General features: G+C 47.5%; 1 pseudogene. It reads left to right on the top strand.

Going from position 1 to position 297, the window contains the following annotated elements:
• Positions 1-179 precede the first annotated feature (179 nt).
• Positions 180-297: pseudogene (locus AC0QHF_RS03935) on the top strand (reverse transcriptase N-terminal domain-containing protein); the annotation flags it as partial.

Raw genomic sequence — 297 nt, 5'->3', positions numbered from 1 at the left:
AACCCCATACTGGCTCTTGTCCAATGGTCGATTAGACAAGTAGTGAAGGCTATAGCCGCAAGTGTAAGCGCAAGCCAGATGGGGGTGAGATGTAACCAAAAGCCAACGCCCAGATGTAATGTTTGGGATATGCAGACAGGTTACGGTTCAGACGTAAGATGGAGACTCGAATAGCAATAATGGCGAGGTCTAGACAAACCAAAGGATTCGGTAAGCCGAAACCAACGGTCACTAAGAATGCATGGAGAGCTATCAATTGGGCGAAAGTCCAGCGGATGGTTTTCAAGTTGCAAAAGC

Source organism: Lyngbya sp. CCY1209 (assembly GCF_055795065.1).
Note: the sequence above shows the minus strand (reverse complement) of the source record. Positions and strands in the feature narration are given on the sequence as shown.